Origin of the sequence: Ensifer sp. R-19 (assembly GCF_049905105.1) — a bacterium.
GTDB lineage: Bacteria > Pseudomonadota > Alphaproteobacteria > Rhizobiales > Rhizobiaceae > Ensifer.
This window is the reverse complement of record NZ_CP184570.1, coordinates 864,646-891,004: the sequence shown is the minus strand read 5'-3', so window position 1 is coordinate 891,004 and position 26,359 is coordinate 864,646. Positions and strand designations below refer to the sequence as shown.

23 protein-coding genes and 1 pseudogene are annotated in these 26,359 nt (G+C 62.1%); 15 read left to right on the top strand and 9 right to left on the bottom strand.

Going from position 1 to position 26,359, the window contains the following annotated elements; translation table 11 throughout:
* Window positions 1-12 precede the first annotated feature (12 nt).
* Both ACN9MO_RS23410 and ACN9MO_RS23405 read right to left on the bottom strand, forming a co-directional pair.
* Window positions 13-1,365 (bottom strand): sensor histidine kinase, encoded by a 1,353-nt coding sequence (locus tag ACN9MO_RS23410; RefSeq protein ID WP_113132638.1) that lies wholly within the window; start codon window positions 1,363-1,365, stop codon window positions 13-15.
* Window positions 1,362-2,036, bottom strand: a complete 675-nt coding sequence (locus tag ACN9MO_RS23405; protein WP_057248518.1) for a response regulator transcription factor — start codon at window positions 2,034-2,036, stop codon at window positions 1,362-1,364. Before ACN9MO_RS23405 ends, ACN9MO_RS23410 begins: the two co-directional genes overlap by 4 nt.
* A gap of 272 nt (window positions 2,037-2,308) precedes the next feature.
* On the opposite strand from ACN9MO_RS23405, the gene ACN9MO_RS23400 reads away from it, so the two are divergent.
* From ACN9MO_RS23400 to ACN9MO_RS23385, 4 genes are all read left to right on the top strand, one after another.
* Window positions 2,309-4,021 (top strand): phosphoethanolamine transferase, encoded by a 1,713-nt coding sequence (locus tag ACN9MO_RS23400; protein WP_162733617.1) that lies wholly within the window; start codon window positions 2,309-2,311, stop codon window positions 4,019-4,021.
* Window positions 4,022-4,186: 165 nt separating this feature from the next.
* Window positions 4,187-4,558, top strand: coding sequence for a hypothetical protein (locus tag ACN9MO_RS23395; protein ID WP_113132636.1), 372 nt, complete (start codon window positions 4,187-4,189; stop codon window positions 4,556-4,558).
* Between the two features lie 262 nt (window positions 4,559-4,820).
* On the top strand, window positions 4,821-5,489 hold the full coding sequence (locus ACN9MO_RS23390; protein WP_057248515.1) for a metallophosphoesterase family protein: 669 nt from the start codon (window positions 4,821-4,823) through the stop codon (window positions 5,487-5,489).
* Window positions 5,490-5,569: 80 nt separating this feature from the next.
* Window positions 5,570-6,283, top strand: coding sequence for an HAD family hydrolase (locus ACN9MO_RS23385; protein WP_425987968.1), 714 nt, complete (start codon window positions 5,570-5,572; stop codon window positions 6,281-6,283).
* Window positions 6,284-6,334: 51 nt separating this feature from the next.
* On the opposite strand, the gene ACN9MO_RS23380 is transcribed toward ACN9MO_RS23385, so the two are convergent.
* Both ACN9MO_RS23380 and ACN9MO_RS23375 read right to left on the bottom strand, forming a co-directional pair.
* Window positions 6,335-7,924 (bottom strand): ABC transporter substrate-binding protein, encoded by a 1,590-nt coding sequence (locus tag ACN9MO_RS23380; protein WP_057248513.1) that lies wholly within the window; start codon window positions 7,922-7,924, stop codon window positions 6,335-6,337.
* Between the two features lie 167 nt (window positions 7,925-8,091).
* On the bottom strand, window positions 8,092-8,778 hold the full coding sequence (locus ACN9MO_RS23375; protein ID WP_255571196.1) for a GntR family transcriptional regulator: 687 nt from the start codon (window positions 8,776-8,778) through the stop codon (window positions 8,092-8,094).
* 239 nt (window positions 8,779-9,017) lie between these two features.
* On the opposite strand from ACN9MO_RS23375, the gene ACN9MO_RS23370 reads away from it, so the two are divergent.
* The 4 genes from ACN9MO_RS23370 (at window position 9,018) to ACN9MO_RS23355 (ending at window position 13,881) form a co-directional block, all read left to right on the top strand.
* Window positions 9,018-10,049: an amino acid ABC transporter substrate-binding protein gene (locus tag ACN9MO_RS23370; protein ID WP_057248512.1), complete on the top strand. Its 1,032-nt coding sequence runs from the start codon at window positions 9,018-9,020 to the stop codon at window positions 10,047-10,049.
* A 126-nt stretch (window positions 10,050-10,175) separates the two neighbouring features.
* Complete coding sequence (locus tag ACN9MO_RS23365) at window positions 10,176-11,324, top strand: amino acid ABC transporter permease (RefSeq protein ID WP_057248511.1); 1,149 nt, start codon at window positions 10,176-10,178, stop codon at window positions 11,322-11,324.
* Between the two features lie 3 nt (window positions 11,325-11,327).
* Entirely contained in the window at window positions 11,328-12,434 is a 1,107-nt protein-coding gene (locus tag ACN9MO_RS23360) for an amino acid ABC transporter permease (protein WP_057248510.1), read from the top strand.
* Window positions 12,427-13,881, top strand: a complete 1,455-nt coding sequence (locus ACN9MO_RS23355; RefSeq protein ID WP_113132634.1) for an amidohydrolase family protein — start codon at window positions 12,427-12,429, stop codon at window positions 13,879-13,881. Before ACN9MO_RS23360 ends, ACN9MO_RS23355 begins: the two co-directional genes overlap by 8 nt.
* Before the next feature lie 28 nt (window positions 13,882-13,909).
* Here ACN9MO_RS23355 and ACN9MO_RS23350 read toward each other — a convergent pair whose 3' ends face one another.
* Complete coding sequence (locus ACN9MO_RS23350) at window positions 13,910-14,497, bottom strand: YqaA family protein (RefSeq protein ID WP_113132633.1); 588 nt, start codon at window positions 14,495-14,497, stop codon at window positions 13,910-13,912.
* A gap of 112 nt (window positions 14,498-14,609) precedes the next feature.
* The gene (locus ACN9MO_RS23345) at window positions 14,610-15,512 is read right to left on the bottom strand and encodes an AraC family transcriptional regulator (RefSeq protein WP_057248507.1); all 903 of its coding nucleotides are present in this window, start codon (window positions 15,510-15,512) and stop codon (window positions 14,610-14,612) included.
* Between the two features lie 99 nt (window positions 15,513-15,611).
* On the opposite strand from ACN9MO_RS23345, the gene ACN9MO_RS23340 reads away from it, so the two are divergent.
* Window positions 15,612-16,355: an SDR family oxidoreductase gene (locus ACN9MO_RS23340; RefSeq protein ID WP_113132632.1), complete on the top strand. Its 744-nt coding sequence runs from the start codon at window positions 15,612-15,614 to the stop codon at window positions 16,353-16,355.
* A 49-nt stretch (window positions 16,356-16,404) separates the two neighbouring features.
* Here ACN9MO_RS23340 and ACN9MO_RS23335 read toward each other — a convergent pair whose 3' ends face one another.
* Window positions 16,405-18,675 carry a methyl-accepting chemotaxis protein gene (locus ACN9MO_RS23335; protein ID WP_113132631.1) on the bottom strand — a complete coding sequence of 757 codons (2,271 nt, stop codon included), beginning with the start codon at window positions 18,673-18,675 and terminating at the stop codon, window positions 16,405-16,407.
* Window positions 18,676-18,830: 155 nt separating this feature from the next.
* Window positions 18,831-19,478 (bottom strand): TetR/AcrR family transcriptional regulator, encoded by a 648-nt coding sequence (locus ACN9MO_RS23330; RefSeq protein ID WP_113132630.1) that lies wholly within the window; start codon window positions 19,476-19,478, stop codon window positions 18,831-18,833.
* A 145-nt stretch (window positions 19,479-19,623) separates the two neighbouring features.
* On the opposite strand from ACN9MO_RS23330, the gene ligD reads away from it, so the two are divergent.
* The 6 genes from ligD (at window position 19,624) to ACN9MO_RS23300 (ending at window position 25,857) form a co-directional block, all read left to right on the top strand.
* Window positions 19,624-22,086 (top strand): DNA ligase D, encoded by a 2,463-nt coding sequence (gene ligD, locus ACN9MO_RS23325; RefSeq protein ID WP_113132629.1) that lies wholly within the window; start codon window positions 19,624-19,626, stop codon window positions 22,084-22,086.
* Between the two features lie 26 nt (window positions 22,087-22,112).
* The gene (locus tag ACN9MO_RS23320; protein ID WP_113132628.1) at window positions 22,113-23,003 is read left to right on the top strand and encodes a Ku protein; all 891 of its coding nucleotides are present in this window, start codon (window positions 22,113-22,115) and stop codon (window positions 23,001-23,003) included.
* Complete coding sequence (locus ACN9MO_RS23315; protein WP_112997005.1) at window positions 23,003-24,088, top strand: tetratricopeptide repeat protein; 1,086 nt, start codon at window positions 23,003-23,005, stop codon at window positions 24,086-24,088. The genes ACN9MO_RS23320 and ACN9MO_RS23315 overlap by 1 nt, the downstream gene beginning before the upstream one ends.
* Before the next feature lies 1 nt (window position 24,089).
* Entirely contained in the window at window positions 24,090-24,731 is a 642-nt protein-coding gene (locus tag ACN9MO_RS23310; RefSeq protein WP_057248500.1) for an alpha/beta hydrolase family protein, read from the top strand.
* Window positions 24,732-24,744: 13 nt separating this feature from the next.
* Window positions 24,745-25,518, top strand: coding sequence for an exodeoxyribonuclease III (gene xth / locus ACN9MO_RS23305; RefSeq protein ID WP_057248499.1), 774 nt, complete (start codon window positions 24,745-24,747; stop codon window positions 25,516-25,518).
* Window positions 25,519-25,650: 132 nt separating this feature from the next.
* Window positions 25,651-25,857, top strand: a complete 207-nt coding sequence (locus tag ACN9MO_RS23300; RefSeq protein ID WP_057248498.1) for a TOBE domain-containing protein — start codon at window positions 25,651-25,653, stop codon at window positions 25,855-25,857.
* A gap of 56 nt (window positions 25,858-25,913) precedes the next feature.
* Here the strand turns inward: ACN9MO_RS23300 and ACN9MO_RS23295 are convergent.
* Window positions 25,914-26,150, bottom strand: a pseudogene (locus tag ACN9MO_RS23295) (TrmO family methyltransferase domain-containing protein); the annotation flags it as partial.
* Window positions 26,151-26,359 lie beyond the last annotated feature (209 nt).

Here is a 26,359-nt window from a genome sequence, read left to right as displayed (position 1 = left end):
AATTGGCGGAGCCTAGACCGCGGCAGAGAAATCTATCGAGATCTTGGTGCCGCGCTCCGGGGCCGTATCGACCGCGATGGTCGCCTGGTGCAGCTCGCTGATGCGCCGAACAATCTTCAGGCCGAGCCCGAGCTGGCCGGAACTCTTCAGGTAGCCGAGGTCTTCATGGTGTTCAGGCAGGTCGACGAGCCCCTTGCCATCATCCTCGACGGAGACCACCGGGCCGGGACCGCAGGCGAGAATGATGCGCGTGCCCGATGGATTGTGCTTGACCGCGTTCTCGATCAGGTTTCGCAGCATATTCTCGACGAGCGCCGGGATCGCGGTGACCGGCGGCGTGCCTTCGTCGACGAATTCGAGCGACTTGTCGTGGTCGAAGACGAACGGCGCGATCGCTTCCGCAACAGCGGCCCCGATTTGCGACAGGCTGGTGCGCTGGTAGGCGGAGGGATCGACTGCATCGGCCCGCGCCAGAGAGGTGAGCTGCTCCAGGATATGGGTCAGAGCGTCGAGGTCCCTTTCGGCATTGCGGGCCCTTGGGTCGTCGATGCGGCTCAGTTCCATCTTGGCGATCGAGACCGGCGTCCGGATCTCATGGGCGATCGAGGAGGAGAACAGCTTCTGCGACTGAATGAGATCGGCAACGCGTGTGAGCATGCGGTTGACCGCAGAGACCAGGCGAGCGATCTCCTGCGGCATCCGCGTCAGTGGCAGGCGTGCATTGCTGTCGCGCGGGTCGAGTGCATCGGCAGCCTGGGCCGCCATGGCGACGGGTTTCAGCGCGCTGCGAATGGACCAGATCGTCGCACCGATGACGAGGCAGAACATCAACGTCATCGGTACGATCATCGAATCGAACATCTCATGCAGCAGGGCGCCGTACATGAAGCCGTTCGGATCGTTGAGGATCGCAAGTTCGATGAGCACGGAGGTTCCGCTTCGTTCGAAAGACTGGCCGCCGGCGACGCTGAAGGGTTTGCCGGGGGCGATCAGCCGCTTCCAGAACTGCGGTGCATCCATGCTGACGGGCAGGAAATGCTGGGCGCATTCGCTCGTGCAGTTCGAATAGACGATCACGCCAGAGGCTGTGCGGATGCGCAGGAAGATCGAGCCATCGTCGTCATGGCGGTCCTGATAGCGCTCGCGCATCTCGTGACTGGGCTCGTAGGTCACGACGCCATCGCGGACCTGGACATAGCCGGCCAGGTTTTCGGTTTCCTGCTGGAGCATGAGCACGCTCAGCTTGTCGTCGTCGAACCAGTAGTCGGCAAAGACGACGCCGATCTGGATTGCCATGGCAATCAGCGAAAAGGCGATGATGCGGCGGGCGACGATGCCGATCAGCGACGGGTTGCGGGGTTTCATGAGGCGCGCCTGAGCAGATAACCGATACCACGCACGGTCTCGATCTGTACGCCGGTGTCAAGCGGCTGCAGGCGCTTGCGCACGCGTGATACCGCGAGCTCGAGCGCATTGGGCGTCATTTCCTGGCCATATTCGGAAAGCGCCGTTTCGAGTTTGCGCTTCGGCACGACGCGGCCGACTTCCCGCATCAGGATTTCCATCAGCGAACGCTCGCGCGGCGGCAACGGCACCACGATGCCGTCACAGGTAAGGTCCGCGGTCGCCGGGTCGTAGCGCAAGGCTCCAGCCTCCAGCACCGGCTGGACCGCTTGCGGGTTGCGTCTCAGCATCGCACGGCAACGGGAGAGAAGCTCCCGATGATGGAATGGCTTTACGAGATAGTCGTCGGCACCGGCATCGAGCCCGGCAATACGCTCGTCGACGGATCCCTTGGCGGTGATGATCAGCACAGGCAGCCCCGGATAGTCGTGGCGGAGGCGGCGAAGCAGGGACAAGCCGTCGCCGTCGGGCAAGCCGAGATCGAGCAATACCAGATCGTGCTCCTGCCCGGCGATTGCCGTTTCGGCGTCCGCAACGGTTGAAACGGAATCGAGGCGCCAGCCAGCGTCCCGCATGGTTTCTCCGACCAGTTCTACCAGTCGCGGGCTGTCTTCAACCAGGAGCAGGCGCATTGAATCGTCTCGATATTACATTGGCCGCTGCCGACCATATGGGCTTTCGCTTGGGCTGCCAACTCCCGGTCGCAATACCCACCACCGCGTGCATGAAGCGGTCAATGAGCAATCTTGACGGGGTTTCGACAGCTTGCACGTCGTATCTCGACCGGTGAGGGGGAGGCTGCAACTGAACAGGTGGCCGTATTGCGGTCTCCACTTCGACTGAATGCCCGCGCCTGTATTGACCATCTCAGATGATCGTGCAGTCGCCGCTGGAGACGACCGCATTGATTTTTTCGAGAATTCGCCGGCCAGAGATCGGTAGTATCGCTCTGAGCGCGCTCGTCAGCGCCTATCTGCTTGTCGTCACCAACAATTCCTTCTGGACGCATACATTCGCCTATTTCAACGATTCCGTTGTGGCGCTTGTGTCCTTCAGCGCGGCACTCTGCCTCCTGACCTTTGCGGGGCTTACGACCGCCTCAGTCAAATATGTGATGAAGCCGGTGTCGATCTTCCTCATCATGGTGTCGGCGTCGGCCTCCTATTTCATCGACACCTTTGGCGTCATCATCGACAAGGACATGATCGGCAATGCGGCCGTAACCACGCAGGCGGAAGCCGGTCATCTGCTGACCGCCAGTCTGGCGATGCACCTGCTGCTCTATGGCTTGCTTCCCTCGCTTGTCGTCATCTGGATCAATGTTCGCCGTCGCCCCTTCCTCGCCAATGCCGCAGTCAATCTTGCGGTAATCATCCCCTGCCTCATCGTCAGCAGCGGGCTGGTCTATGCCAATTTCGCGAACGTCGCCTACGTGATCCGCGAGCACAAGGACCTGATGAAGCGGTTCAATCCGACGGGGCCGGTCTCGGCCGCCGTGCGGTATGCCGCTTCGACTTTCAAAGAGCGCAACATCGTCGTGCAGCCGCTCGGCACCGACGCCCGCCAGGGTCCGCGAATTGCGGCGGCCGGCAAGCCGGTGGTCGTTGTCGTCGTTGCCGGCGAGACCGCGCGCGCAATGAACTTCTCTTTGAACGGCTACGCACGCGAGACCAATCCGGAACTGAAGGCGCTCGGCGTCGTGAACTATACGGACACCACGAGCTGCGGCACGGCGACGGCGATTTCGCTTCCCTGCATGTTCTCTGTCTATCCGCGCAATGAATACAGTGACTGGAAGGCGCGTTCGACGGAAAATCTGATGAACGTGCTGACGCGTGCCGGTGTCTCGACCACCTGGTGGGACAACAACACAGGCAGCAAGGGCATTGCCGATCTCATCAGCTTCGCCAGCATGACCAACCAGAAGAACAGCCCCCTGTGCAAGAACGGGGAATGCCTGGATGAAATCTTCCTCGGCGAACTCGACAAGAAGCTCCAGGCGACCACATCGAACAGCGTGATCGTCCTGCACCAGCTCGGCAGCCACGGTCCGTCCTACTATCTGCGCTATCCCGAAAAATTCCGCCGGTTCACGCCGGATTGCCGGACGCCGGAACTGATGAAGTGCTCGGTCGCCGAGATCACCAACGCCTACGACAATTCGATCCTTTACACCGACTACGTGCTGGCAAGTGTTGCCCGTCTCCTGGAAAAGCACCAGGACCGTGTGGCGGGCGCGATGATCTACATGTCCGACCATGGCGAGTCGCTCGGCGAAGACGGTATCTATCTGCACGGTGCGCCCTACGCGATTGCCCCGCGGGAGCAGACTCAGGTGCCGTTCGTCGCCTGGTTTTCGAAGCCCTATCAGGCGGCTATGGGGGTCGACACCGTCTGTCTCGCCAAGGACACGGCACAGCCGAAGTCGCACGACAATCTCTTCCATACCGTTCTCGGCATGATGAACGTCGAGACGAAGGTCTACAAACGTGACCTCGACGCTTTCGCAAATTGCACGCGGAAGCCGGCCGGTGGCCCGATATTCCAGTCGGCAGATACCGCCAACGATCTGCCGGCCAATACAACGCGCGCCGTCGCATTGCCGGGCGCACTCTGAGCGCAACCGCGACCGGTTGCCGCGATTTTTCCAGGGTCTCGGAACAAAAGCGCGTTTCGACACTTCCTTGCTTACATGTCCTCGACTCCGCGCGGACGATCGGCGACCCCTTTTGCCATATCAGTCCGGTGGACAGAGGCGCCAATCCGTACGCAGGAGGGTTAGATGCGCGTCGTCGGTATACAGGTTTCCCCAGAAAGAGGCGGTCGAGCCGGATTTAGCGTCGAGTTCGTCGGCGATGGCGGGGAAGTGGTGACCGTGATGTGCCCGCAGGATGATGCCGGCTCCTTGAACCGGCTCAACGCCATCGCAAAAGCAAAGGATATGCTCAGAACGGCGCTCGCCGCAGACGAAGCGCTTCCGGCTGCGGGCGGTGCGAAGGCGGCCTTTCGCGAACCGCTGCCGAATGCACGTCGGGCGCATGATCGGGACGCGATGGAAGAGCAGCTCGAAGAGGGGCTTGAAGATACATTTCCGGCGAGCGACCCGGTATCGATCGCCACTTCGACGATTGCAAAGGGCCATTCCCGTCGCTGAGGGCTCAGCGACGATGCCGCCTGTCCCGAGTGACGGAATACGGCTTTCGCGATTTCGCTCGAAGGCGTACCTCCGCCCAGTTTCGGCCATCTCGGCGGACTACCGGAAAAATTGTCGGGCACTTTGACGTGAGTCGGTTGTTTCAATCGATATCGCGCGCATACGTTTCGACGAAAGACTTGTTATAGTGTTTTGATTTATCGATATTTTCTCTCGGATCAGCCCGGTTCGAGGGTTTGGAGTATGTGTGGAGAGTAGACGCATGGCCGGCCGGCAACTCACCTTCGCTATCGGCGACATTCATGGTTGCCTCGACCAGTTGCGTGTGCTTTTGCGCGAGATTGAAACCTATGCACCGGCGGGCAGGGTCATTTTTCTCGGCGACTTGATCGACCGGGGGCCGGACAGTCGCGGCGTCGTCGAGTTGGTCATGGCCGGCCCGTCAAAACCCGGTTGGACCTGGCTGACACTCAAGGGCAACCATGAAGAGATGTTATGGGGCGCCAGCAGCGGCGAGAGCGACGTTGATTGGTGGCTCATGAACGGTGGCCAGGAGACGCTGGTCTCCTACAATGGCGTCGTTCCCGGTCGGCATCTGAAGTGGATCAAGGAGCTTCCCACGATCCTTGTCGAGCGGCATCGCATTTTCGTGCATGCGGGTATCGATGAGACCTTGCCGCTCGAACAGCAAGGCGACGAGATCTTCCTCTGGATCCGGCGACCAGAGGACTATTCGGGCGAGTACTTTGGAAAACATCTCTGCCATGGGCATACACCCAGCATGGCCAATCCGCGCACGATCGGAAACCGGACCAATGTCGATTCCGGCGCCGTCTTCAGTGGCGTGCTGTCCTGTGCCGTCTTCGACGACGATCAGCCCGGTGGCCCGATCGATTTCCTCATGACGACGCAAATCCAGGCCGCAAGCTGAGCGACATCGCTGGCGGTTGCGGCGCAAATGTCATTGTGCGTCCGGCCGTCCGGTAGTAGGTGTGCCTTCTCCATAGGGCGATGTTGCTGCCGCCCGTTTCACCACCTCAGGGGATTGCCTTGGACGCCGCGCCTTCATCCGTGTTCACGAAGAATTTTGCTGCCCTGCTGTTCGATATGGATGGCACTCTGCTGAACTCCGTGGCCGTCGTCGAGCGCGTCTGGGGCGCCTGGGCGGTGCGCAACGGGATCGATCCGATCGAGTTCATAAAGACCGTTCACGGCGTCCGTGCCGTCGATACGATCCGCAACCTCGAACTGCCCGATGTCGATCCGGAAAAGGAAGCCTTTGATCTGGCGCTCGCAGAGATCGCCGACGTCGAGGGCATCGTCGAAATTCCCGGTGCCGTCGCCTTCCTGAATTCACTACCGCCGGAAAAATGGGCGATCGTCACGTCCGCGCCGCTGGACTTGGCAGTGCGCCGCCTTGCTGCCGCCGGCATCCCGACGCCGCAGTTGATGATTACGGGCGAAGATGTTTCCGTCGGCAAACCCGATCCGCAGGGCTACCGGATGGCTGCCGAGCGCCTGGGTGTGCGTCCGGAGGATTGCCTGGTCTTCGAAGACGCACCTGCGGGAATTCTTGCCGGTCTCGCGGCCGGTGCCGACGTCGTCGTCGTTACCGGCGCACACGCGGCCGTGGAAGGTACTCCGCACCTGACGCTTGATCGCTACCACGAGATCGAGGTGGAACTCGCAAGCGACGGCACGCTGTCGCTGCGTCAAACTCTCTAAATGCGTCAAGGAAGCCGAAGGTCGGCGACGGCCTTCGGCTTCCCATTTAATTCAGGCGTTGAGCCAGCATTTCGTCAGCGCGTGGCCGCCCATCAGTTCGCCGTTCGGATCGTCGACCCAGCCGCCGACCTTGTCGCTCGTTGCGTCGATGTAGTTGTTGAACATCGGCACGATGACCCCGCCCTCGTCACGCAAAATCATCGCCGACTGGCGATAGAGCGCCTTGCGCTTGGCTGTGTCGAGTTCGCCGCGCGCAGTGAAGATCAGCTTGTCGAAATCCTCGCGGAAGAAGCGCGTGTCGTTCCACTCCGCCTTCGATAGGTAGGCGATGGAATAGACCTGGTCCTGCGTCGGCCGCCCGGTCCAGTAGGACATGCTGAAGGGCTGCTTGTTCCAGACATCCGACCAGTAGCCGTCGCCCGGTTCGCGCTTCAGGTCGATGGTGATCCCGCATTTGGCGGCACTCATCTGGAAAAGCTGCGCCGCGTCGACGGCGCCTGGGAAGGCGACGTCCGAAGTTCTCAGCAGAACCGAGCCGCTGTGGCCGGACTTCTTGTAGTGGAACTTCGCCTTGTCCGGATCGAATGCCCGCTGTTCGATGTCGTTGTCGAAGAGCGGGTAGCCCTTGATCATCGGCGTGTCGTTACCGACGGTGCCGTAGCCGGCGAGCACCTTGGCGACCATCTCTTCGCGGTCGACGGCGTATTTCAGCGCCAGGCGCAGGTCGTTGTTGTCGAAGGGCGTCGTGTTGCAGTGGGCGATGAAGACATAGTGACCCTTGCCCGGCACGTTGCGGATGACGACCCCGGGCAAGCGCTGGATCAGGGCCACGACCTTGGGCTCGATACGGTTGATCATGTGGATCTGGCCGCTCTGTAGCGCGGCGGTGCGTGCCGTCGAATCGTTGATGACGGCGATTTCGATCTGCTCGGCATGGCCGCGTTCGGCGGAGCCCCAATAGCCTTCGTGGCGTTCGGCGATGTGTTTGACGCCCGGCTCATTGGAGACCACCTTGTAAGGCCCGGTGCCGATGCCCGCCGTCGGATCATCCTTGCCACCGTTCGGCTGGATCATCAGGTGGTAATCGCTGACAACATAGGGCAGGTCGGCGTTCGGTTGGCGAAGCGTGATGACGACGCTGTCGCCATCTGCCTTGATTGTCTCGAATTCCTGGACGAAGGGCAGGGCCGCCGATTTGGAATCGGCATCGCCGTGACGCTCGAGTGTCGCCACCACGTCCGCCGGGGTCAGTTCCTTGCCGTTGTGAAAGGTGACGTCCTTGCGGATCTTGAAGCGCCAGGTCTTGGCGTCGGGTGTTGCCTCATAGGATTCGGCGAGCCGATATTCGATCTCGCCGGCCGGAGATACCTCGAGCAACTGTTCTCCCCAGCAGCGCCCAAGTGTGTAGGGGACCTGGCTTGCCCATGTCGCGGGGTCGAGGCTGTTCGTCGACTCCCCGCCGACGAGGCCGGCCTTCAGTGTTCCCCCTTTGACAGGCCCGGCCGCTCGAGCTGCCTGGCCGAGCAGCAGGTTCGCCGACGCGACCGTAACGCCGAGCGCTGCGGCGCGCCCGAGAAACTCCCGTCGCGACAGCCGCCCTGCGGCCACCTGTTGGCTCATGAATTCCAGTTCTCTTGGCATGGCTCACTCCCTCCCTTGTAAGACCCGCCCGGCGCACCGGTATCGTTGCAGGATATTGGAGGCAGATATCGCGTCTGGATTCTTGCCGCGCGACAGTTGGTGCCGCAGATCGACTGGAGAACGTCGTATCCTCGACCGCCGGCACGACCCGACGGCGACAGGCAGCGTCAGCCCTTGCGGGCGTAACGTTGCAGAACGGCGGAGATATCCGGCTCGGTCTTGTCGATATCGAGTTCGGCGCGCAGCTCGACGGCGTGGAGATGCTCTAGCATGATCCGCTCTGCCGTGGCGGTGTCGCGCGACTGCAGCGCGCGGATGATCTGCACATGTTCGTCGACTGCGCATTCCGGAGAATGCAGCCGGGCGAAACGCGCTAGGATCAGCGAGCAGCGCGAGACGATCTCGCGGACAAAGCGCGCCAGGGCCTGCGAGCCCGTGAGTTCGGCGAGCAGGATGTGGAATTCGCCTGCGAGGCGGATCGAAAGCGGGCCGTGATCGGAAAGGGCTGCTTCTTCCTGCTTCACGTGCTGCTCCAGCCGCTTGACGTCGGCGCTGTCGAGATCGGCCACCAGCCGGCGGATCACTTCGGCTTCCAGCATGCGCCTTAGCGCGAAGATATCGCGGGCTTCTTCCAGCGTCGGCTCCGCCACGCAGGCGCCCTTGTTGGCTCTGAGATCGACGATGCCCTCGGCGTTCAGCCGGACCAGGGCCGCGCGAACGCTGGTACGGCTGACCTTGAAATGATCGGCGATCGTGTCTTCGGCAAGCTTCGTTCCCGGCCTTAATGCCTGCTCCAGGATGGCCTGGCGCAGGAGCCTGTAGACGACGTCGCTGCGGCTCGATTTCTCAGACAAGGTTGCCTCCCCCGACGGGCCGATCGAGGATCGGCCAAACATGTCCTGCATTTCGATAACGCCCGAATATTTCGTCGTCAATATTGTATACAATCATGTTGATGTTTGTATCCGTCTATCGTATGCAATTGATGGCGCTGACAATTACGGGTTGGTGTCGATCGGTTCGGGAGGAGGCGTGCGATGAGGACCGCACGACCAGGACCGGTCAGGACAAGGAAACCAAAGGGAGGGAATTCATGAAAAACAGAATCCTACAGCTTTGCGCGACCGTTGCGGGCATCGCCGTCGGGCTTGTGGCCGCGACGTCTGCGAACGCGGCGACGACGCTTGAAACGGTCAAGGCGCGCGGCAAGCTGATCTGTGGCGTCTCGATGAGCACGCCGGGCTTTGCCACCGCGGATGCCAAGGGTCACATGGGGGGCTTCGACGTCGACGTCTGCCGTGCCGTGGCCGCCGCCGTTTTCGGCGATCCGGAAAAGGTCGATTTCGTCCTGACGAACATCAATACGCGCTTCCAGGCGCTCCAGTCCGGCGAGATCGACATGCTGTCGCGCCAGACGACCCTTACCTTCTCGCGCGAAGTCTCGCTTGGCCTCGATTTCGGGCCGACAGTCTTCTACGACGGCCAGGGGCTGATGGTGCCGAAATCGCTCGGCGTCAACAGCGCCAAGGAACTGACGGATGCCGCGATCTGCACGCTGCCGGGCACCACGACCGCGCAGAACCTCAGCGACTTCTTCCGCTCGATCGGCGGCAAGTTCGAACTGGTCGTCTTCGAAAACCCGGACGAAAACCGCAACGCCTTCTTCTCAGGCCGTTGCGAAGCGATCTCGTCCGACCGTTCGGACCTCGCTTCGATCCGCGCCGTTGCCAACAACCCGGATGATTACGTCGTTCTGCCGGAAACCATCTCCAAGGAGCCGCTGGCGCCTGCTGTTCGCCAGAACGACTCCAACTGGCGTGACATTGTATCCTGGTCCGCCTGGATGCTGATGGCGGCCGAGGAGCGCGGCATCACGCAGGCCAATGTCGACGAGATGGCCAAGAGCGAGGATCCGGAGATCCAGCGCATGCTCGGCGTCAATGAAGAACTCGGCAAGATGCTGAACCTCGACAACAAGTGGGGCTACAACATCATCAAGGGTGTGGGAAACTATGGTGAAGTGTTCGAGCGCAACCTCGGCACCAAGACCGCTCTCGGCCTGACCCGAGGTCCGAATACGCGCTGGAGCGAAGGTGGCCTGCTCTACGCACCGCCGTTCCGTTGAGGATTGATAGGCCCACGCTCAAGCGCGGGCCTAGCTTTCTGCTGCAGAAATTCAAAGTGCCAAAGCGACCTCTGCGCCCCGGTAAGACCGGCGGCGCTGTAGGTCCTGCCTAAGGGACGGGTGCCGATGCCCCTGTTTTATGATGCGCGCATTCGCGCCTATCTCTATCAAGTGATCGCCGTCGGTGTCGTGCTGCTCATCGCCTGGGTGATGTTCAGCACCGCAAGCGCCAATCTTGCCAAGCAGGATATCGCGACCGGTTTCGGCTTCCTGGCGCGCCAGGCCGGTTTCGTCATCACGGAAACCGCGATCACCTACGAGCCGACCGATACAATCGGCCGTGCGATCCTCGTCGGCATTGCCAATACGGTGAAAGTCTCGCTGCTCGCCGCACTGCTGGGCACCATTCTCGGTCTGCTGGTCGGCATCGGGCGGCTGTCGCACAATCCCGTGCTGTCGCGACTGATGCTTGCCTATGTGGAGGCCCTCCGCAACGTGCCGCTGCTGCTCTACCTGCTGCTCTGGTACTCGCTGATCATCTCCACCTTTCCGCCGGTCAAGCAGGCGATCCAGATGCTTCCGGGTGTGTTCCTGTCGAACAGCGGCCTGGTCATGCCCGCCCTGCACTGGGAGAGCGGATTTTCGGCAATGGTCACGGCTCTCGTTGTCGGCATCGCTGCGGCCGCTTCCGTTGCACGGATTCTCGGCCGCAGGCGCGTCGTCACCGGCAAGGACAGACCGATTGCCTTGATCGCGACGATTGCGCTTCTTCTGCCGCTCGTGGCAGCATTGCTGCTCGCCAACATTTCCGTCACTTGGGACGTACCAGAACTCGGCCGGTTCCGCTTGAGCGGCGGCTATCACCTGCGCCCGGAATTCGTGGCGCTTCTCCTCGGGCTGACGCTTAGCGTGTCGGCCAACGTTGCGGAGATCGTCCGGGCCGGCATCCAGGCGGTCAGCAAAGGACAGTGGGAGGCCGCGACGGCCCTCGGCCTATCACGCGCGCGCACCTTGAAGCTGGTGATCCTGCCGCAGGCGCTGAGGATCATCATCCCGCCTCTAACCAACACCTATCTGACCGTCTTCAAGAACAGCTCGCTCGCGATCGCCATCGGCTATCCGGATCTGGTGATGGTTTCGAACACGATCATGAACCAGACCGGGCAGGCGATTGAATCCATTGCCATTTTCATGGGCGTCTATCTCGGGCTGTCGATCCTCATCTCGCTGGTGATGAACTGGTACAATGCCAAGGTCGCGCTGAGGGAGCGCTGAGCAATGACACAGATCGATACCCTCATCGGCGACGCATCGCTTACGTCCCACCGCGAAGCGCCACCGGCACCGAAAGGGCGCTGGCTCAGCGCCTATTTCGGAACGCCGGGCAACGCACTGATCACCATCCTTTGCCTCGGAACGATCTTCGCGGTTGCGAAACTGGTGATCGGCTGGCTGTTCGTCGACGCCACCTTTGTCGGCACGCCGGCGGAATGCAAGGTGACGAATGGCGCCTGTTGGCCGTTCCTGTCGACGAAGATGCGCTACATCTTCTTCGGCTTCTATCCGTTCGAGGAGCAATGGCGGCCGCTGACGGCGATGCTCTTGTTTCTCGGCGCCTGTGTCGTCTCGATGGTCCCGAAGGTCTGGGGACGGGCGCTGTTGATCGCCTGGATCGCAGTCATCCTGCCGGTGCTCTATGTGCTGATGGCGGGCGGGTTCTTTGGCCTGACGGTCGTGCCGACGACGCAATGGGGCGGGCTGCCGCTCTCCTTCATGCTTTCCTTCATCGGGCTTGCCTGCGCGTTGCCGCTTGGGATCGCGCTTGCACTCGCCCGCGCCTCCAGCCTTCCAGCCATCCGCATCCTGGGAGTGAGCTTCATCGAGATCGTGCGCGGCGTGCCGCTGATCAGCATCCTGTTCATGGCAACGGTCATGCTGCCGCTGTTCATGCCCGACGGCATCACCATCGATAAGCTCATCCGCGCACAGGTGGCGATCATCCTCTTTGCCGCCGCCTATATCGCCGAGATCGTCCGTGGCGGCTTGCAGGCGGTGCCCAACGGGCAGGTGGAGGCCGGACACTCGCTCGGTCTGCACTACTGGCAGATCATGCGCAAGATCGTGCTGCCGCAGGCGTTGAAGAAGGTCATCCCGCCGCTCGTCAGCCTCTTCATCGGGTTCTTCCAGGATACGACACTGGTGACCATCGTCGGCTTGCTCGACTTCCTCGACACCGTGCGTACCGCCATGCGCGATCCGGAATGGCAGGGCATCGCGGTGCTAGAAGGCTACGTCTTCGCGGCCGTCGTCTATTTCATTTTCAGTGCTCTCATGGGAGCTTACAGCCGTTTCCTCGAACAATATTTCAGGACATCGCATGACTAAAGAGATCCACGTCATCCGCAATGTGCATACGCTCGTCGCCTTCGACAGCGAGCGCAATGGCCATGTCTATCTGCACAACGCCGACATCGCCTATGACGACAAGGGCTTCGTCCATGTCGGCGGTCACTACGAAGGTCCGTTCGACAGTGAGAGTTCCGGCCGCGACCGGATGATCATGCCGGGCTTCGTCAATGTCCATTGCCACTCCGGCGAAGAGCCGATCTCCAAGGGCATCTTCGAGGACACGGGCACGGCAGCCCTTTGGGGCAATGCGCTCTACGAATACTCCAACCTTCTGGAGATCGACGAAGACGCGATCGAGGCGTCGCTGACCGTCATGGTCGGTGACGTGATGCGCAGCGGCGTCACCACGCTGCTCGATATCGCCGGCCCGCATGAAAGCTGGCTGCCGACGCTCGCGCGAAGCGGTGCACGCGCTTTCGTCGCGCCGGGCTTCCGCGAGGCGCAGTGGCATGTCGAAGGCAGCCACCGTCTCGATTTCCGCTGGGACAAGGCGCGTGGGCGCGACGCTTTCGCTCGGGCTCTGGAGGTCGTCGATGCCGCGACAGCGCACCCCTCCGGTCGGCTTGGCGGCGTCGTCGCACCATCGCAGATCGAGACCTGCTCGCCGGAACTGCTGCAGGATGCGGTGGCGGCAGCGCGCAAGCGCGGCGTTCCGGTCACCATCCACGCCGCCCAGACCATGGCCGAGCACGAGGAACTCCTGCGCCGACACGGACTGACGGCCGTGCAATATCTCGAAAGCCTGGGCTTGCTCGGAAAGGATCTGATCCTCGGCCATTGCATCTTTGTCGACAGCCATTCGTGGACGCGCCAGCGCACGGAGGTCGATTTGCGTCTTCTTGCCGATCGCCAGACGACCGTCGCCCATTGCCCGGTCACCTTCTCGCGCAGCGGCATGGCGCTGGAATCGGTCGGCCGCTACCGTCGGGCAGGCGTTAACGTTGCGCTCGGAACGGACAGCTATCCCTTCAATATGCTGGAAGAAATGCGCCAGGCGATGATCTGTGCACGACTGTCCGGCAAGTCCGTCTTCGATGTCGCGACCGGTGATATCCTGGAGGCTGCGACCATCGCCGGCGCCAGGGCGCTCGGCCGTGATGACATCGGCCGCATCGCCGTCGGTTCCAAAGCGGATTTCCTCGTGGTCGATCTTCGCCACCACGCGATGCAGCCAGTCTATGATCCGCTGCGCAATCTCCTTCATTGTGCAGCCGAGCGGGCGATAGAGCGGGTCTATGTTGACGGAACCTGCGTCGTCAGCGGCGGACGGCCAACCCTGATCGACTACGATGGAGCGCTTGCGAAGCTGCAGGAGGCGCAGGACTACGCTTGCCGGAAGGCACCTGAAAACGACCCGAAGGGCCGCGGGATGCGGACGCTAGCGCCGCTATCCTTGCCCATGGCCCGTCCGGGAAGGGCGTAGCCGCCAAAAGAGACGGTTCAGACTAAGATCAGTAGAAAAGGCGGTGGGCGGCGAAGAGGCAAATCAGGATCGCCGCCGCCCCACCGGCCAACGCGCTCAGCCGCCGCTCGAGAAAATCACGGATCTCCTCGCCGAAGCGGCGCAGCAGCCAGGCGAGCACAAAGAAGCGCGCGCCACGTGCAACGATCGCCGACATGATGAAAAAGCCGAGGTTGATGTTGGCCGCGCCCGAAAGGATGGTCACGACCTTGATCGGCGGCAGATGGGCCAGGCCTGAGGTCACGAGCAGCAACGCCAGCATTTCAGAGTCGACCGACGCCTTCAGATGCTCGAACGTGTCGAGCTTGCCGTAGAACAACAGCAGCGGCCTTGCCAGCGTATCGAAGGCATAATGGCCGAGATACCAGCCGGCGACACCCCCGAGCACCGACGCGATGGTGGCCACAAGCGCGTAGCGCCACGCCCGCTCCGGGCGCGCCAGCGCCATCGGGATAAGGAGCAGATCCGCGGGGACCGGAAAGATCGAGCTTTCGACAAAGGCGATGATGCCAAGCCAGACAATGGCGGTTTCTCGTGTCGCGAGCGACATCGTCCAGTCATATAGGCGTCGGAGCATGAATTACGGTTCGCTGTTGGTGGTAGGCCCTCTATAGGCGACCGAGCGGGGTGTAAATGTGGCCGCCTTGGCATTTGAGCGATTTCTTACGAAGGGCGAGGCATGGCCGCCGCTAAGCAACAGCCATGCGTGCATAACGGCTTGGCGGCTGTCCAACATGGCGGCTGAAGGCTGTGCTGAAGGTACTGGCTGAACTGTAGCCTACACGTTCGGCGACGGAGGCGAGATCGACGTCGCGTTGCCGCAGCAGATCCTTGGCGAGCGCCATGCGCCAGACGAGCAGATATTCCATCGGCGGCACGCCAACAGCGCGGGTGAAGCGCTCGAAGAACACGGAGCGGGAGAGTGCCGCCTCGCTCGCGAGTTCCGCCACCGTCCAGGCATGGGCCGGATCGGCGTGGATCTGCCGAATGGCCGCCGCCAGCCGCGGGTCACCCAGGCCGCGCAACAGGCCGGGCGTTGCGCTTTCGCCTTGAATAGACCGAAGGGCCTCGATCAGCATGACTTCCACAAGCCGTGCCAGCACCAGGTCCCGGCCTGGCCTTTCGTCACGCGCCTCTTCGCCCACCAGACACACGAGTGTCGAAAGTCGGTCGATCCCGCGCAGATGCATCAATGTCGGCAGCAGCGAAACAAGCAGTCCGGCATCGGGCGAATCGAGGACGAAATAGCCGCCGAGCAGGCGCACGTCCGGTTCGCCGTGTTGCCTGCCGTGGCGAACCTCGCCGGTCGGCGCCGGCATCCCCTTGGGGTCGATGAAGGTCGGCTGAACCGGATCGAACCCCGAAAGGGTGAAACCCGGTGTTGCCGGCAGCAGCACGAAATCTCCGGCCTCCAATGTGACCGGTACCTCGCCATCGACAGCCAGCCGGCAAGCCCCCTCGATGACGGTGCAGAAGCTCGGCTGCCCGAAATCGGCATAGCGCACGGCCCAGCGGCCGGCGCCGCTGATACCCTTGGTGAAGACCGTGCGCGGACGAAGAAGCTGAATGAGTTGCGAGAGTGGATCGACCATGTCAGGACGATAGCAAATGAAATCAGGACTTCAAGCCGTAGAGCGTCCAGAGCGGAGGCGATATCTCTTTTCCATCGAAACAACTGACAGGAAATCGCGATGAATACCGTACTGATTACCGGCTGCTCTTCCGGTTACGGGCTGGAGACGGCGCGGCGCTTTCATGCCGAGGGCTGGAACGTGATCGCCACGATGCGCCGACCGCAGCGAGACATTCTGCCGAACTCCGAGCGGCTGCGTGTCTTGGCTCTTGATGTCACCGATCGCGACAGCATCGCGGCTGCGATTGAGGAAGCCGGCCCGATCGATGTGCTTGTTAACAACGCCGGTATCGGCGTGGTTGGCGCCTTCGAGGCGACTCCGATGTCCCATATCCGCAAGGTTTTCGACACCAATACCTTCGGTGTGATGGCCATGACCCAGGCGGTGATACCGCAGTTCCGTGCCCGCCGGTCGGGCGTCGTGGTCAACGTTACGTCCACTGTGACGCTTGCTTCCATGCCGCTCGCCGCAGCCTATACCGCCAGCAAGTCGGCGATCCAGGGCTTCACCGGCTCGCTCGCTCACGAACTGGAAGCTTTCAACGTCAGGGTTAAGCTGGTCGAGCCCGGCTACGCGCCGACCACCCGCTTCGCCCGCAACACCACTATGCGCGTCGAGGACCTGATCCCGGCGGCCTATGCGGATTTTGCCGCACCCATCTTCGCGCAGTTTGCCGCCCCACCCTTGGTCACGACCGAGACCGATGTGGCGGAGGCCGTTTGGCAGGCGGCGAACGATCTGTCCGGCCAGCTCCATTTCCCGGCTGGCGCCGACGCCGTGGCGCTTGCCAAGGCGAGCTGATCTCGCCTTCCGATACGGGACCGCGACAGCGCGCGGGCCTGTACAGGTGTCAAGCGATCAGTCGGAGGCGCGCGTCTGTCTCCGTCCGGTTGTGCGCGCCGGATGCCGTACGGAAGCGCTCGACGAGATCGAAGAGGCCGGATGCCTGGCTTGAGAGCCGAAGAGTCATGGCGGTGCTGTCTTCAACCATCGCATTGTTCTGCTGCGTCACGGCGTCCAGCGACAGCATGGTCTGGTTGATGTGCTGCAGGTCGTTCGCCTGGTCGCGCGCGTCGCCGGCAATCTGCTGTGTCTGCTCGTTGATGGCATGGATCTGGCCGGAGATCTCGTCGAGCGCATCGCCTGCCGCCCGAACCAGCGAAACGCCCTTCGTCACTTCCTCTGCCGAGGTGGTGATGATCGCCTTGATTTCCCGGGCGGCGAGGGCGGATTTCTGTGCCAGCTCCCGCACTTCATGCGCGACGACCGCAAAGCCCTTGCCCGCTTCGCCGGCACGGGCCGCTTCGACCCCCGCATTCAGGGCCAGCAGGTTGGTCTGGAACGCGATGTCGTTGATGGTTCCGATGATCTGGGAAATGGCGACCGATCCCTTTTCGATCTGAGCCATGGCGCCGACAGCGTTCATGACCACCTGGCCCGAGCGGTCGGAGCTCGCCTTGGCGGCAGCCGCGATCGTCGTCGCCGATGTAGCGTGTTCGGCAGTGCGCCCGATGGTGGCGGTAATTGCGCTCAAGGCCGCGGTTGCTTCTTCCAATGTCGCCGCCTGATGTTCGGTGCGCTTGGCGAGCTGGCCGATGGCGTCGCGCATCTCGCCGGTCTCGCCGTCGATCTCAGCGCTTCTCGCCTTCACGTCGCCAAGCGTGACGGCAAGGCTCTCCAGCGACAGGTTGAAGTCCGAGCGCAGACGGTCGAAACCGGCGCCGAAGGGCCGGTCGATGCGTGCAGTCAGGTCGCCATGCGACAACCGTTCGAGCCCCGACGCCAGCATCTCTACGGCCTCGTTGATCTGGCGCGCCACCTCGGACTGGGTCATCTCTCGGACTTGTCGTTCCTCTTCGATCATGGTCCGCGTTTCCGCCGCCTCGGTTTCAAGGCGGGCGCGATCGAGAAGCGCGTCGCGGAAGACTAGGACGGAACGGGCCATGTCACCGATCTCGTCCTTGCGGTTCCGGCCGACGCCGCCGATCGTCGTGTCGCCGTCGGCGAGTTGGCTCATGTCCTGAACGAGGCCGGTGATCGGGCGCGTCAGCCGGCGTGAATACCAGATGGAAATTGCCAGCGCTGCCGCGAGGACGGCCAGAGCCGTCGCGAGCGTCCAGTTGCGCAAGGCGGTGACGGCGGCAAAGGCTTCCCGTGACGTCATGACCGCGGCCATGGTCCAGCGAGTGCCGAAAGCATCGAGGCTTGTGGCAGCCATCTGCGCTTCCTCGCCGCGGAAATCGGCGAGCCTACTGCTGACGATGACATCTTCCGCCGGCTGGTCCGGCGAGACCCGGGCCTTGAGGATATCGTTGTCGGGTGTGGTGGCGCTGTCAGTGAGGAAAAATCCGTTGCCGTCGAGAAGGATCGTTTCGCCAGTCTCGCCAAGGCCCGTGCGGTTGCCGACGATCTCTCCGATGCGCGAGTCCGGCATCTCCAGGATCAAGGTACCGATCTTACCGTCGATCGATTCCAGCGGGATGGCGATGAACGCCGCGGGGCTGCCGCCGAGCGGTGCATAGGCCTCGTAGGAGGCAAAGGCCAGTTTGCTCTTGTCTGTTCCCTCGGCGGTTTCGCGGAAGATGCGACCAAGCCCCGTGTCCTTCCAGGAGCCGTCTTTGAGGCTGACGGCAAAGTTGCCCTTCTTGTTGAGGGAGTAGACAACGTCACCGCTGAGATTGGCGAGCAGCACGTCGCGATAGCCGTGGGCTTCCGCGAAGCGGCGGAAATACGGGTGATAGTGCGCATGGAGCGCGTCGTAGTCGTCGATGCCAGCGGTACTGTAGAGCGCGCGCTTGTCATCGAGATTGGGGTTTTGCGTGAGGTAACGGCGCTGCAATTCGCTCTCGGCCTTGTCGCCGAACTTGGCGGCAGCGCCATTCAGATCGCTGAGCGCCTTGGCGACGGATTTCTGCGCCTGCAGATTGCGCAGGTCGTTTTCCACGGTGGTGAGATAGTGGCGAAGCTCGTTGCGGCGGGCATCGGCGAGCGCCTCCAGCTTCTCGATCGCCGCGCGCGACGACAGGTCGCCGCTGACGGTCAGGCTGGCAAGACTGGTGGCAGCGATGGAGAAGGCAGCCAGAGCCGCCGCTGCGAGGGGTAGCTTCGCGGACAAACGCATAACAATCACCGGGCTTCAAGGAGAGGAGGCCATGCCAAAGGGCTGGTCGCGACGCCTCATGCGCCCGGCGGGAGATCTCCCGCGCGGAGAGTTATACGGTCGCATGTTACAGTTTGATGACGTCCGGATGACGAGGCGAAAGTTTAGCCGTGGACTTATCTCGGCAGGGTGCCGGTCAGAAAGACCTTCGCGCAGCTCTCAGCGCGCGCCATGATCGTCGCTTCGTCAATGCTGCCGATGCGGCCCATCATGACGGCGCGTTGCGGCTCCATCGCCATCATGCCGCGCAGCATGCCCGCCGCCAGATACGGATCCTCGATCACGAGGCGGCCGAGAGTCGTTTGCGCCCTGAGCCAGCGCTCCAGCGTTGCGTTTGTCCGCTCGATTGCCTGCTCCCAGAAGGTGGCAGCGATCTCCGGAAAGCGCTCCGCCTCGGCGAGCACCAGACGTATGATGGCGATCGTGTCTGCCGCCAGCACGAGGTGCCCATAGGCGGCAAGCAACTGCACGAGACCGGTCTTCACGCTCATGGCGTCGAGATGCTCTTCGTCGGCCTCGAGCGCGAACTCAGAGATCCTGAGGGCGATGACACGTTCGAAGAGATCGGCCTTGGTGGGAAAGAGGCGATAGAGCGTCTTGGTGGAGACGCCGGAATTCTGGGCGATAACGTTGATGTTGGCGGTCTCATAACCGAGGTCGCAGAATTGCCTTTCGGCGGCAAGGATGATCACCTTGCGGGTCTCGTCGTCGGATCGGACCTGGGGTCGGCCGCGGGAACGCGGCGATTTCTGCTTTTCGACCATGTGGACTTTCCAAATTCCTTGGCGATTTTTAGTCGTTGCCAGATGGGAAAGCAAATGTTTTCCGAAGCAGGCGTGTGCATAGCCGCACAGTTCCCTGTTTTTGGCGGATATTGCGACCTCTGCGAACACGCCCTAGCTTTGCGATATGGCGACGTCGAAGCTCACGGCCTACCGCGCAAAGCGAGATTTTTCCAGGACGCCGGAGCCTGCCGGGAGAACCGGCGGGGAGGGCAATCGTTTTGTCGTGCACAAGCACCACGCCACGGCCGATCACTATGATCTCAGGCTTCAGGTCGGTGATGTGCTGAAAAGCTGGGCAGTCCCCAGGGGGCCGTCACTCAATCCCGCCGACAAGCGTCTGGCGGTCGAGACTGAAGATCATCCGCTCGACTATATCGACTTCGAGGGCGTCATTCCGGAAGGCGAGTATGGCGGCGGGCCGATGATCGTCTGGGATACCGGCGTCTGGGCGCCGATGGACGATATCGACAAGAGCCTGAGGACCGGCGCGTTCAAGTTTCGTCTGGCCGGCGAAAAGCTCAATGGCGGCTGGATGCTGACGCGGCTGAAACCGAAGCAGCGTGAGGAAGACCAACGTAACTGGCTGCTTTTCAAGGAACATGACCTTGCAGCCGACCCTGATGTCGACATCCTGACGTCGCGTCCCGAAAGCGTGAAAAGCGGCAGGCGGATCGAGGAACTGGTCGAGCCGCCGAAGAAGCCGGCAAAGCGGGTCGTTCTTAAACCCGGCGCGCTGCCGGGTGCGGTGAAGGGCCTAAAGCCGCACCGGATCGAGCCGCAGCTTGCCAGCCCAACACCGAAGCCGCCGGGCGGTCCGCCAGACCGCCAAGTCTGGCTGCATGAAATCAAGTTCGATGGCTATCGGACGATGGCGGATATTTCGGGCGGCAACGTCAGGCTCATCACCCGCAGCGGGTTGGACTGGACGAAGCGCTACGGCGATCTGCCGGATGCCTTCCGGAAACTGCCCTGCCGCGAGGCGATCATCGACGGCGAGATCGTCGTACTCGATGACAAGGGCATCAGCCGCTTCGCGCTCTTGCAGGACGCGCTTTCGACAGGCGTCGACAGCAAGCTCGTCTTCTATGCTTTCGATATCCTCCATCTCGAAGGGTGGAACCTGACCGAGGTCCCGTTGGAAAGGCGCAAGGCGCTACTGGCGCAACTGCTCGAGGGGCAGGTTTCCAGCCGTTCGGCCATCCAGTTCAGCGACCATATCGAAGGCGATGGACACGGGCTTTACGAACAAGCCTCGGAGCTGGGGCTGGAGGGGATCGTTTCGAAGCGCGCCTCGGCACCCTACCGGAGCGGCCGCACGCAGACCTGGACCAAGACGAAGGCGCTCCAGTTCGGTGATTTCGTGATCGCCGGATACACCACTTCCGAGGCGGCCGAAGGCCTTGCTTCTCTCGCTCTCGGCGAGTGGGAGGAGGGCGAGCTGCACTATCGCGGCAAGGTCGGAACCGGGTTCGATGCGGCGACCGCCAAGCAGTTGCTGACCCGGCTGGAGGCGTTGCGCGGCAACGCGGCGGCGCTGGAAGGCGCGCCGAAGGAAATCACCTGGGTTCGGCCGGTGCTGAGCGCCCGTATCCATTATTCCAACCGCACGACCGACAATGTGCTGCGCCATGCGGTGTTCAAGGGGCTTCGCGATGTCGAGCTTTCCGCACCGGCGCGGGCAACGCGCAGGCGGCTGATCACGGATGCCGATCTCGCAAGCATCCACGTCACCAACGCCGATCGTCGAGTGTTCGGCAAATCCGGGCCGACCAAGCTCGACATTGCCGTCTACTATGCGCTCGTCGGCGACTTCATGCTGCCGCATATCCTCGGTCGGCCGGTGTCTCTCTTCCGTTGCCCGACGGGAAAACGTGCAGACTGCTTCTTCCAGCGTCATCCCTTTACCGGCATGCCACCCTCGATCATCAGCTTCAACTTGACCAACTCCGAGGGCGAAACCAATTCCTTCCTCTCGATCGAAGGCACGAAGGGCTATCTGGCGCTCGCTCAGTTCGGCGTGATCGAGCTTCATAGCTGGGGTACGAAGCGCGAGCGGCTTGAAAAACCTGACCGCATCGTCTTCGATCTCGATCCCGGCCAGGGCATCGCCTGGCGCGATGTCGTCGAGGCGGCCGTCCATATCCGCGGTGAGCTGGAGGCGCTCGGCCTCGTTCCCTTCGTCAAGACATCCGGCGGCAGCGGCATCCATGTGGTCGTGCCGGTGACGCCGAAACTCGACTGGAAGAAGACGCACCAGGTGACGAGTGCGATCGCGACGCGGCTGGCTGCAACCGCGCCCCAGACCTTCACCACCACGATGGGCAAGGAGAACCGCATCAAGCGGATCTTCATCGACTTTCATCGTAATGCCCGCAGCCATACGGCGGCGGCACCCTATTCGCTGCGTGCACGCACAAATCTGCCCGCCTCGACGCCGCTCAACTGGGCGGATCTAGAGACTATCGACGCTCCGGAGGATTTGAATTATTCTTCGCTGCCTGGACTTCTGGATACATTCGGCGATCCCTGGGCGGATATCGACGACTTTGCCAAGGATTTGCCGCTTCTGTCCGAAACGAGGACGTAATGCGTTTGGCCGCGTAGGAGACAATCATGGCGCCCAGGGCAAGTTGGAAAGGTTATCTCAAACTCAGTCTCGTCAGTTGCCCCGTGAGGCTCTATCCGGCGACCAGCTCGAGCGAACGCATCAGCTTCAATCAGCTTCACAAGGACACCCACAACCGGATCAACATGAAGCCGGTCGACCCGGAGCTCGGCCTTGTCGAGCGCTCCGATCTGGTCAAGGGTTACGAATACGAAGACAAGAAATACATCATCATCGAGGACGCCGATCTCGAAAGCGTCAGGATCGAATCCAACCACACCATGAACATCGAGGCCTTCGTCGATGAAGGCTCCGTCGATGTGATCTACCAGGACGCGCCCTATTACCTGGCGCCCGACGGCGCGATGGCGGAGGAAACCTTCGTCGTGCTGCGTGAGGCGTTGAAAAAAAGCGGCAAGCTCGCAATCGCGCGTCTGGTGCTTTCGAGCCGGGAGCGGGTTGTGACGATCGGTTCACGCGAAACCGGAATGTTCGTGTGTACTCTGAGAAACCCGAGCGAAGTGCGTGGAACCGCTGAGTATTTTGGCAATATCCCCGTCGGCCATCCCGACCCCGAAATGCTGCAGCTTGCCGAAGCGCTGATCCAGCAGAAGATGACGGTCTTCGATCCGAAGAACTACGAGGACCGCTACGAGATCGCGCTGATGAAGATGATCCGAGAGAAGCTTAAAGGTCATAAGCCGATCATTGCGGCAGCGCCGGAACGTGGCAACGTCATCAATCTCATGGATGCCCTGAAGGCGAGCCTGTCGCAGTCGAAGCCACCGGCAAAGAGCAAGTCCAAGGCCGAGCCGGCGGCGAAGGAAACGGCCAAGGCTGCAACTGCGGCTGCGGCCAAGCGGACGGCGGCAAAACCGACCGCGAAGAAGAAAGCCTGATGGCGGTTGCAGGCCAGACATTCGGTATCGTCGGGGGCCTCTCGGCCTTCCCGCGGCGACTTGTGGCGCGGGAAGTGGAGCGACAGTTCGGCCACTTGCGGCGCGGCGTTACGCGCCAGACGACGTATCTGGTGTTCGGCCGGAACCTGCTGGCGAAGTCGAGCGAAGCGGAGATCGAAGCCCGTTTCGATGCGGAAAATGCGGCGGGGCGATGGCTCGTCAGCGAGAACGGCTTCCTCCGGCTTCTCGGGCTGATGTCGGTGCCTGTAGCGTCCGCACTCACACGTCAGTCTCTGATCGATCAGGCCAAGCTTTCTCCGCGGACCTTCGATCTCCTGTCCCTGTTCGATGCTTTCGAGCATGACAGCGAGCCCTTTTCGTTCCGTGATCTCATCCTCGCCAGAAAGTATGCGGAACTGATTGGAAGCGGTGCGAATTGGAGCGCCATCGTCCGATCCGTTCATCGTTCGGGACAGGTCGCGTCGTTAACGGCGCTTTCGCTGCATAGTGGCGGTCCCGATGCGATCTACGCGCGGAGTGCCGAGGGGCTGAGCGAGCTCAATGGGCAATTGCTCTTCGATCTCGGCACGCCCGATGATGCCGCCCTGGAAGATCTCTTTGATCTGGCCGAGGAGGCGGAGGCGAATGGCGACTACGAGGAGGCCGCCACCTTCTATCAGCGCTATCTCGCCATGGACCGGACGGATTCGGTTGCGGCTTTCAATCGTGCCAATTGCCTGAAGGCTGCAGGACGGGAGCTGGATGCGGCGCATGACTACGCCCGTGCCATCAAACTCGATCCATCCTTCGTCGAGGCTTGGTTCAACCTCGCCGGGCTGATGAGTGAACGGGGACGGATCGACACTGCCCGCAGGCACCTTAGGAAGGCAATCGAGCTCGACGGCGACTATGCCGACGCTGTCTTCAATCTGGCGAAGCTCGAATTCGATGCCGGTGATCTCGGTGAAGCCAGGCGCTGGTGGAGTCGCTATCTCGAACTCGATAGCGACAGCGAATGGGCGCGAACGGCGGAACGCGGCGTGCAATATGTCGATCTGCAAGGCCGTCCAAGGACAGCGGGCTGATATGGGCGACAAATTCCTTTTCGACGGACCTGATGATGCGCCCGTCACCATCCTTCTTGCCCATGGCGCCGGCGCGCCGATGGATTCCGCGTCAATGACTGCGACCGCCAAGGCGCTTGCTGCCGCCGGCTTCCGCGTCGCCCGCTTCGAGTTCGGCTACATGGCGGCGCGGCGGACGTCGAACGGGCGCAAGCCCCCGCCGCGCGCCGAGACGCTCAATCCGGAATATGTCGCCGCCATCGAAGCGCTTGATGCGAAGGGGCCGCTCATCATCGGCGGCAAGTCGATGGGTGGGCGAGTTGCGAGCATGGTCGCCGACCAACTCCATGCGACCGGCAAGATCACCGGGCTGCTCTGCCTCGGCTATCCCTTCCACCCGCCGGCAAAGCCGGAGCAGTTGCGCACCAAACATTTGGCTGGGCTGAAGACGCCAACCCTGATTTGCCAGGGTACCCGTGACGAGTTCGGCACGCGCGAGGAGGTTCCGGGCTATACGCTTTCCGACGCGATCGAAGTCCTATGGCTCGAGGACGGCGACCATGACCTGAAGCCGCGCAAGAGCCTTTCCGGCTTTTCAACCGCCGATCATTTGAGGACCGTGGCCGATGCGGTGGCGGCCTGGGCCGCCCGACTGACGCGCTGATCTGTTTGCCGGGATGAAGATCGCCACCTTCAACATCAACGGCATCAACAAGCGGCTCGAAAACCTGATCGCCTGGCTTGGCGAAACCAAGCCTGACATTGTCTGCCTGCAGGAACTGAAAGCCACCGACCGCCAGTTTCCACGCACGGCGGTCGAGGCGGCCGGCTATGGCGCCGTCTGGCAGGGACAATCCGCCTGGAATGGCGTGGCAATCCTCGCCCGCGACAGCGCGCCGGTCCTGACTCGCGTCGGGCTCGACGGTGATCCCTCGGACAACCAGGCTCGCTACATCGAGGCTGCCGTCAGCGGCGTCCTGGTCGCCTGCCTCTATGCCCCCAACGGCAACCCGCAGCCCGGCCCCAAGTTCGCCTACAAACTCGCCTGGCATGAGCGAATGGCCGAACACGCCGCCGAGCTCTTCGCCCTCGATCTGCCTGTTGTGCTTGCCGGCGACTACAACATCGTGCCGGAGCCGCGCGACATCTACCCGACAACCTCCTACGACGACAACGCGCTGGTGCAGCCGGAAAGCCGTGCTGCGTTCCGTACGCTCCTCGACCACGGCTGGCTGGATGCGCTGCGCAAGACCCATCCGAAGGAACAGCTCTTCACATTCTGGGACTATCGCCGGAACCGGTGGCAGCGCGATGCCGGGCTCCGGCTCGATCATATGCTGCTCAGCCGCAAGCTGTCCCGCAAGCTCATTGGCGCCGGCATCGACCGCGAGGTTCGCGGCATGGAGGGCGCGAGCGACCACGCGCCGGTTTGGATCACGTTGCGCGATTGAGCTGGCTATATTGCGGGAATGAAGCTGAGAGCGTCAGCGCTATTCGCAACCCTTATCCGGATTACACCCGCTGCGGCAGGTGGATGGAAACGGCGACCGCGAACGTCCAAGGTAACCACGAAGGAGAGCCGCATGAAAATCAGCGCACGCAATCGCCTCAAGGGCAAGATCTTCGAAGTGATCAAGGGCGCTACCACCGCCCACGTTCGTATCGACGTCGGCGGCTCGATCGTGACTGCTGCAATCACCAACGAGTCGGTCGACGAGTTGGGTCTAAAGGTCGGCGGCGAGGCCTATGCGGTCATCAAGGCTTCGGACGTCATGGTCGGGACTGACTGACAATTCTCAGGAAGGGCGCGTGGGTCTTCCGTCGCGCCCACCCAAATCTTGATCGATCACGCCTTCTGGCAATTATGTGGGCCGCTGTCGCCGGCCTCGAAGTCGCCGCGCTGCGGCGGCGCGATCGGCTTGAACGGGGTCCGGTCGGGCTTCAGGTCAATAAGGGGCGTGCCGTCGAGGCAATCGAGACTGCGGACAAGCAGCGTTGAGCCTTCCACAGCTTCAAGCTTGACGGTCGACGTGCCGATCAGATTGGGGCGCACGGGCGAGCGCAGTGAAAAGGTGCCGTGCACCGCTATCTGACAATCGAGCCCGGGACCGTCCTGGCCTCTTTTGCTTTGGTCCATCTGTGCTCACCCGGTCGAGCGAGCATCTGGCCGCGATCGTGTGTCGCGACGTGCCGCCGCCCCGCATACGCCGCAACTGTTGCACTGAGATACAAATCTCCATCGATCGGAAACATCCGCGATACGTCGAGATGGTCCTCTGCCGCACATGTCAA